The 8062-nt window shown below is 40.2% G+C and carries 6 protein-coding genes; 1 reads left to right on the top strand and 5 read right to left on the bottom strand.

Annotated elements, in window-relative coordinates; all coding sequences use genetic code 11:
* Positions 1–355: 355 nt before the first annotated feature.
* Positions 356–2209: a TonB-dependent receptor gene (locus QMA00_RS13595; protein WP_076922482.1), complete on the bottom strand. Its 1854-nt coding sequence runs from the start codon at positions 2207–2209 to the stop codon at positions 356–358.
* Between the two features lie 202 nt (positions 2210–2411).
* Here QMA00_RS13595 and QMA00_RS13590 point away from each other — a divergent pair, with 202 nt between their 5' ends.
* The gene (locus QMA00_RS13590) at positions 2412–2918 is read left to right on the top strand and encodes a peptide-methionine (S)-S-oxide reductase (protein WP_036982396.1); all 507 of its coding nucleotides are present in this window, start codon (positions 2412–2414) and stop codon (positions 2916–2918) included.
* A gap of 5 nt (positions 2919–2923) precedes the next feature.
* Here the strand turns inward: QMA00_RS13590 and QMA00_RS13585 are convergent, their stop codons facing one another.
* The 4 genes from QMA00_RS13585 to QMA00_RS13570 all read right to left on the bottom strand — a co-directional run bounded on the left by QMA00_RS13585 (position 2924) and on the right by QMA00_RS13570 (position 8061).
* Positions 2924–3736 (bottom strand): hypothetical protein, encoded by an 813-nt coding sequence (locus QMA00_RS13585; RefSeq protein ID WP_033103309.1) that lies wholly within the window; start codon positions 3734–3736, stop codon positions 2924–2926.
* Between the two features lie 64 nt (positions 3737–3800).
* On the bottom strand, positions 3801–4352 hold the full coding sequence (locus QMA00_RS13580; RefSeq protein ID WP_076922483.1) for a DUF4136 domain-containing protein: 552 nt from the start codon (positions 4350–4352) through the stop codon (positions 3801–3803).
* 371 nt (positions 4353–4723) lie between these two features.
* A complete protein-coding gene (locus tag QMA00_RS13575) occupies positions 4724–7516 on the bottom strand; it encodes an ATPase (RefSeq protein WP_290157656.1) in 2793 nt (930 codons plus the stop codon).
* A complete protein-coding gene (locus tag QMA00_RS13570) occupies positions 7513–8061 on the bottom strand; it encodes a hypothetical protein (RefSeq protein ID WP_028835095.1) in 549 nt (182 codons plus the stop codon). The genes QMA00_RS13575 and QMA00_RS13570 overlap by 4 nt, the downstream gene beginning before the upstream one ends.
* Between the last annotated feature and the right edge of the window lies 1 nt (position 8062).

Raw genomic sequence — 8062 nt, 5'->3', positions numbered from 1 at the left:
TCTCTAGCTTGAGAAAATAAAAATAAATATCATTTTGATTCAATATGTTAGTAAACCTTTTAACCAGAGTTCAGGTTAGATACTTACTTTGTGTTTCTAAAAGTAGTACTGTGAGAGTGCAATTAAGTATCCACTAAGCATTGTCGCTAGTGTTACCTCATTTACTTCTCATTCACTTCTCTTTGCTCATACTATTTCAATTATGCATGTACACAGAGGAGGGGATTCTGCGCTTTTAGAGTACTTAGGGAGGGCTGCGAAATGAAATTTCTAATTCAGCTTTCTACTGGTCTGTTTCTTATTTTAACTTAAAAGATAAGCTCAGCGTGGAGTAAGCCCTCGCTGAGCGATAAAGTTACCAGCTATACGTGGCACTTAGTGTATATTGCTCGCCGCGACCTGGCGTACCTGGAATTTCTTCAAACGACTCATCCCATAAGTTATCAGCCGCAAGACTAATAAAGAAGTTAGGCACAGCTGGTGGAGTTATTTTTAACGTCAGCTGAGTAAATAGTGCCTCGTCACCTGAACGGCGAAGGGCATTTTTATGCTGTTTACGCCACTCATTATCTACTCGAAACTCTAACATATCCGTCGGGTTCCAAATTGCACCGAGCGTTACACGATGATCAGGAAAATTTAAGGCATAAAAGCTAGCATCAATATTTTCAGCGCCGTAGGTTTCTGTTTTATGTAAGTACGCATAGCTGGCAATAATTTCTGCGTTATCAAATTGCTTTGTGGCTAAAAACTCAAGGCCTGTGGTATCAATATCAACAGGCTGTGCAAATCGTGCTGAGCTTGAATCAAAGTTAAATGCCCAATCGGTTAGGTTGTTATCTTTACGATAAAAAAGCGCTGAATTGAGTTGCCAGCTTTGTTGCTCGAGTAATAAGCCCAGCTCTAAGTTTTTGGTGGTTTCACGTTCAAGATTAGCGTTACTTCTGAACAACCCACCAGTCTCGCTGCCACCAATAGCAGTATAACCGGCTACTTGGCTTGCCTCGGCATACGACAAATACAATGTTCGCTCAGTGCCATCGTTATTTTGGGTATTTAAACTAACATCACCAATTAATGATAGCTCGGAATCATCACGACTGGTGTTATCAAACGCAGCCCCTAAACGCACCGTTAGTTGCTGGTTGCTTGCTAGTGCTGTTGTGTATTCAGGCAATACACTAAGTTTAAAGTAGTTACGTGAAGTAAAGTTATTTTCAAGGGTGGTGGAGTCAATACTGTCTTCTATATATTGCGCCGAGTAATTAACCGCAACTGACTTTGTTTGCGTATGACGACCTGAAATAGCCAGTGATGTTACTTGTGTTTCATGAAATGCTTGGAACGCGCTTGGGTTCTCTCTTGAATAAACATAATGGTCGTTATGCTTGCGGTAATAAGCCGATACTTCAAATTCACTGTTGGTAGCATAGGCTTGCTTATGGTTGAGCATCCATAATTGGGTTTCTAAGTCTTCGGTTTCATTTACACCAAAGGGGGTATAAAGGTTTGGCCAACCAAAAAACTTTTCTTGTAAGCCGTAAAATAAATCAGTTTGTGAATCGCTCCCGGTTAACTGCACTCTTCCAGAAGTACGAGTAAAGTCATGATCGCCAAAATCAATTGAACCATCACTTTGTGAGTGCGAATATTCACCTTCAAAACCAATACGCCAATTAGCGTTTGCTTCAATTGGAGTACTCACACCTGCATGAATTGTTTGTAGGTTAAAGTCATTTGAGCCAGCGCCCAAAGAGACACTGCCACCCGTTGTTATTGGTTTCCAAGTAAACGACACAGTACCTACCGAGCTATTCATGCCATAAAGTGCATTATCGGCTCCGGTTAATACGCTGGCACCCGTTAGCATTTGCGGTGCAATAGGAATTTCTGCAAAGTAGTGACCAGACTGCGGGTCTAGTAGAGTTGCACTGCCGACTCTAAAGCCGGTATTTTCAAAAATACCCCCGCGTATCGTTACATCAGCTTGTGCTTCAGCCATATTGCGTGATTGCAAGTCAACACGCGGGTCGTACTCTAAATTTGAAATAGGCGAATCAAATGTACCAACAGGTAATGTATTGGCGGTGGGTGACGCCTCAATTGTTATTTGTTCTATGGTTGCTGTTTCTTTACTCTGCTCTGCATAAGCAACAGTTGAAATACTGGCTAGTACGGCCGGTATTATAAGGTGCGGGGCACGATTCATATCATTACTCTCATTTTATGCAATGGCGCTAACAATTAAATACCTATCATTTTTTATCACATGATAAGGTAAGCTCACTAAGCTAGGGTGATTTTGGGCGCTATTGTACATTAATGATAAAAAACTGCATTTGATAATCAAATCTAGCGTTACAAAATAGTAACTCTGCATCCTATAAATTATTTACATTGGTCACTTTATTATGCAAACACAACAACCGAGCCATTCATTAAATCAGCACACACTTTATTTTGCTGGTGGTTGCTTATGGGGCGTGCAAGAATTTATGAAGTATTTACCTGGAGTAGTTACCACTGAGGCGGGGCGTGCCAATGGCACCAGTAACACAACACAAGGTGAATACGATGGCTATGCCGAATGCGTGAAAGTTACCTTTGATAGCCAAGAAGTGACCTTAAATGAATTAATCGGCTATTTTTTTGAAATTATTGACCCATACAGTATCAATAAACAAGGTAACGATGTAGGCGAAAAATACCGCACCGCCATTTTTAGCCAAGACAGTAATCATTTAAACATCGCCAGAGACTATATTAGCCAGCGGGACGATGCAAAAAAAATAGCGGTACAAGTAGCGCCATTGACTAATTATGTCCCTAGCGATCCCGAGCATCAAGACCGTTTAACCAATCACCCTGATGATTATTGCCATATCCCGCTTGATTTATTGCACAAGTATAAATCGTGATAGCTTTAAGGGTACTCAGGCCTTTCAAAACGATATAATTTGAACGAGCCAGTTTGAAGTGTTGTGCCTTTGTGGTTTGAGTACATATAACCTTTAAGTTCTCGGTTGTCTTTATGAATAATTAGCTTATTTGCGAAAAGTGGGTGGCTGGTGGTTATTTCCAATATCCTCTCTTTTTCTTGAATATCTTGTGGCATAAAAGAGGTGCTAATTATGTCATTGGTCCCATTTGTAAAATAATTGAAATACGACTTTTTATTGGGGTGAAATTCAATACTTGCTAGTTCTTGCTTGCCGTCTAAATTTAATAATCCTACCCAAAAACCATGTAGGCCCGTCTTTTCTATAGCAGCTAACTCATCTATTTTAGAGCGGTATTTACCTATAAATGTACGAACGGTAGATTGCCCTTTTTGTTCTTCCAATCGGTACGTTTTTGACATTACAAAATTATCGTCTGCATTAGAATAAATTTCTAACACCTCGAATGAATTATCTAAAAAGGGGCTTAAAATCAATGTGAATTGCAGATGTTCTTTATTAGGGCTAACAAGTTTGATAGTGCAATTAATGCGACTGCATTTGATATCATTATTGCTAAACGCAATTGATTTATTTCTATAAAATGCATTGGCGATACTTGCGATTATTAAACGGTGTTCTCCGTTTTCTTTAATTTCCAGTACATTGTACTCAAAATGATCTTTATAAATTCCTTGCCATATACCAGGCTTTAACTGTAGTTGAGTGCCGTACGCATGGAACGCACAAAGCAGGGGTAAAAATAAGCTAAGGGTTAGGAGCTTTTTAAATGTCACCGAAAAATTCCTTTTCTCACAAAAAAGCCCGCGAGCCTGCGGGCTTTTAAATATTAATTAAAATTTATTGCTGCGCTTTAGGCGGGAAGTTGCTTAAAATATTGGCAACCGTTTCTTTAATGGTTGCTTCACGTTGTGATGGAGTTTGTTTTTTCTTTAAACGACCATCTTTAGCACCACGCCAAATTAATTGGTTTGACTCACGATCAATAATATCGATAACTAACGTGCCTACTTCATACTCACGTGCGCTTACATCGTGGTTAAAGCCTGTGCCCCAGTAACCCCAACGTGCACCGTAGCCTACGTTAAAGGTATCTACTTCTAGCTCTTTATCAACACTTGCATGGTAATTAACAAGTACATCAGCTTGCGCTACGTCAACCAATTGCATACCTAACTGTTGGCTTAGTTGGTTGTTTACCGCATTGCGAACGCGTTTTTCCATAAGGCCACTGATTTGGTAGTTATTCGTGTCTTTGGTTAGGCTCGCGTTTTCTACCCAAGCAAACGTTTTGTAGTTACTAAAGTTTGCTGATTTATCGTAATCCCAATCGGGCGTTTGTGTACAGGCGGTAAGTAGCGCCAGTGCTGCGACAATAAATATATGTTTCATACCGTTTGCTCCAATAAAGTGCGTTTATTTAAACTACCATGGGCGAGGGTAATTTAAAATCTATAAAATAAGTGTAACTGACTAAGATGAATAGCCAATTAATTAATAGGGTCTGTTGACCTTTCAGGGGTAAATTTGCAGCAGTCTGTTTGGTATTTAGGCAAGGCAGAGCTAATGTCGTGTGGTTATTCCCCATAAATTGGCGATAACGCCGCATAAATGCCAAACAGGCACTGCCCGAAGGGTTCTTCCTAGGGGCGATTTACTCTTTGTTGCTCGGTTTTTACTTAGCCCACTAGGTTACAAACCTCACGCCGCGATTAAATCGCCCCTAGTTTGAACAAACTTTAATCCGCAAAGTTCAACAGACCCTAATCTAGCTGAGGAGCTTTATGTTCAACCTCAATCCAATCTTTTTCATCTACCCAGTTTTGTGCACCGTCTTTTACTGAACGAATGGGCACAATATAATCACAACTTATTTGCGGTTTAACCGAGGCAAATATTGGCACAAAGCCAAAGCTCAGGGCAGTTTCTATAATTGCCTTTTGATTTTGAGGGTCGATATCAGCCGCTTCATCTATATAAATAGGTATACGGTATAAGTTTTGTTCCTGATCGCTTAATAAGTAACGAATAAACAACATGCCACATAATAGCTTAATTGTGATACGCGTACCATTTGAACCAGCCGAGTCTATCTTTTCAAAGTGCTCGGTTTCACCTGCACGGTTAACCACTTCAAAACGAATATCAAATAAATCAGTTAATGTAAGGCCTGCTTTGTCTGAGGCGAGTTTAATTAAATGATCTTTTGCGTCGTTTACCGCGCTCTCGCTGTAAGGTTCTTGGCTGAGTAAATCCAGGGTATCGCCTTGTTCAAATTGGTTAGAGGTACTGATAATAGTATCAATACTATCTACCAACATTTTGCGCGGGATAATATTAATTTTAAACGCTTGCAGGTTTGAGATGCGGTGCTGGCTTATGCCTTTATTAAAGCTATTCATTTCACGACGTAGGCGGTCTAAATCTTCACGTAAGCCTTTAATCGTGGCGGCCACTTCAGTGAGGGCAACGCGACCTTGGCGCTCAACGGCATCACGTTCGTTATCAATATTATGAAACGCGCTAATAAGTTTTTGGTATTTACTAAACTCATCGTTTTCGTTATCGAACTTGGTAATACCTGCATTGTAAATATGCATATAGGTATTACGTACATTTATATCGAAATTACGAAGCTCTTGGCAGTCTTTATTAAAGTGGTGAATTAAATCGCTTAAATTATCAAAATCGATTTTTATATCAATCATGTAAGGCGTTACTTTACCACTGTATAAATCTAAAGTGTGGTCAATACGCTCAGTTTTAACTTGGCGTAAGCGCTCTGTTTGACGATTAATTTGCGCTTGTTTTGATTTGATTAACGAGCGTCTATCAGCAATTGAACCACTGTTTTTTTGAATATCTTGTAGGTAATCGTCAACTTGTTCGCGCTCGGCTAAAAGCTGTTCTTTTAGCATTGCTTGGGCGTCAACCGATTGTTGCATCACTTCAAATTGCTCTAAGCGTTTAAGTGCGCTTTCTGCACTCATAAGCTCCTCGTATAGCGCGTCTTTTTCTTTTTGTTTATCAGCAACATTGGCGGCCACTTCGCGCTGTTGTTTAAACTCTTTTAATGATTGCTCAAGCGCGGTTAACTGAGCGCTCAGTTGCTCTTTATTTTCGCCGCTTTGCATTTGTACTGGTGAGAGCTTTTTAAGTTTAATACTGGCACCAGGTAGGGTGAGTATACCGCCTTTAACATTTTCGCTCAGCTGTGATAAAAATTCACCAAAGGCATCTTCGTCATCAATGGTTATATCGCCATTGCTGGTGGTGGCAAAGGAGAGAAGATCGGGGTTTAATAGCCGCGATATTTCTTCTACTTCTTTCAGTGATAAGTCTTCACGCATCCGGGTGAATAAATTAAATTCTAAGTTTTTAAGTTGTAACTTTAAGCTTTTAATTTGTTTTTGTGTTTCACCAATACGGTAATCAAGGGTGTGCAGGCTTTGCCCTTGAGCACTCGTAATAGAATGTGACAACGACTCGTAGTCACTTTTTAACTGCGTTAGGTTGGTTTTGAGAGTGGCTTTATTAACCAGCTCAAATTCACTTTTAAGGGCGTTGAAATCTAAAAACCATTGTTCAATTTGAGTTTGCTTGCGCTCTATATCGCGCGATTGTTGTACGTATAGCCCTTGCTTTTGTTCAAACTCGTGCTTTTCGTGCTCAATGTCTTCAAGGGCGATGTTGAGCTCGCTTAGTTGCTCTTCCTGGTACGTATCAAAATCAATCAGTGCTTGGTCAATTTTTGGCGCATAAGCGGCCAGTTTACCTTTAAGCACGGTTTGGTTTTCAAGCATAGATTCAAGAGCGGCTATGGGCTCTTGCATTGATTCTAGCGCTTTTAATTCACGCTTTGCGCGGTTTACTTTATCAAACGAACGGCGCCAAACCTCGTAAAAGTCGACCTTAGAATTTGACATGTGGCGTTCAAACACACGGAGCATAAAGCGCTTAACGTCGTTTGCGCCTAATTTATGTAAATTAAGAATACGACGAAATATTTCTTTGTATATTGCAGAGTCTTGAACGTTGTTAAGGGGGATCATTTTTAAATTGATCTCACCATCAAATTGCGTTGCACCGCCTGTAAGTAGGGCGTTTAATTCTTGCGCTTTAAGCTCTATCGGGTTGTAACCTTGCTGCTTTAAGTGATTAAACAGCTTGGTAAACTTAATAATGGTATTGCCTTGGGTGTACTGGGCTAAATCAAGTTTGCCTTGATAGCAAAAGTATTGGTGTGCATAACCGGCAATTTTACCTAAGCCGGCTACGCCAATGACAACTGAGCCATGGGGTAAATCGGCTTGCAATAAAATGTACGATTGATCTGATGAAAAATAAAACTTACGGGTTTCATCTAAATCGTGGCCATCCCACTCGGTAAGGCGTAAATCATTAATTAGCGGAAATTGCAGTGCATTAATTACTGAGCTTTTACCTGTGTTGTTAGGCGCACAAATCGAGCTACTTTTATCAAGAGGGATCACACACTTTGCATAGCCTGCAGTATTAAGTAGGGCGAGTTTACTCAGTCCGTATAAGTTTTTCATTCCTCGTCCTCTCCTAAAAAGGTTTCTTCATTTACTTCCATTAAGGCATCAATATAGCGATGAATTGGCGCCTGTAGCATAAAGCCGCCTTCCACTTCGCGGGCAAGGCCTAAACGTACCATGCGTAAATACACATCTTTGCGTAAATCAGAACCCGAGAATATTTCAAGCTGATCAAATAAATGTTTATTAAGTTGTACCAAGGTTTGCATTAGCTCTAAATCGTTTGGCTCATCAAATAATGCACGCATTGGGTCTTTACCTGTGTTGGCAAAGTGTTCGATTAAAATATAAATAGTGAGCGCTATCGCGCGCGATATTTTGCCCATATTGGGGGTGCTTTCATCGCTAGCAAAATAATAAAAGCCACGACTGTCGTGCTTTAAATCATGGCCTAATGCTGTGAATAAGGCGCTGTAAGCTTCAATTTGTTGGTCAAGCTCTTGCCACATTAGGGTGTCTTGTTCGCAAATGTGGTAACCCGCGACTAATTTTTTATTAATGGCTTGTAAGTGAGAAAGCTCATTTAAGTTTATCTGTGTCATG

Origin of the sequence: Pseudoalteromonas sp. APC 3694, from assembly GCF_030407565.1 — a bacterium.
Lineage (GTDB): Bacteria > Pseudomonadota > Gammaproteobacteria > Enterobacterales > Alteromonadaceae > Pseudoalteromonas > Pseudoalteromonas tetraodonis.
Note: the sequence above shows the minus strand (reverse complement) of the source record. Positions and strands in the feature narration are given on the sequence as shown.

What these genes read in the sequence shown, in the direction of transcription:
- QMA00_RS13575 (WP_290157656.1), bottom strand. Translation starts at nt 7,516, where the DNA reads ATGAAAAACTTATACGGACTGAGTAAACTCGCCCTACTTAATACTGCA.
- QMA00_RS13590 (WP_036982396.1), top strand. Translation starts at nt 2,412, where the DNA reads ATGCAAACACAACAACCGAGCCATTCATTAAATCAGCACACACTTTAT.
- QMA00_RS13570 (WP_028835095.1), bottom strand. Translation starts at nt 8,061, where the DNA reads ATGACACAGATAAACTTAAATGAGCTTTCTCACTTACAAGCCATTAAT.
- QMA00_RS13580 (WP_076922483.1), bottom strand. Translation starts at nt 4,352, where the DNA reads ATGAAACATATATTTATTGTCGCAGCACTGGCGCTACTTACCGCCTGT.
- QMA00_RS13595 (WP_076922482.1), bottom strand. Translation starts at nt 2,209, where the DNA reads ATGAATCGTGCCCCGCACCTTATAATACCGGCCGTACTAGCCAGTATT.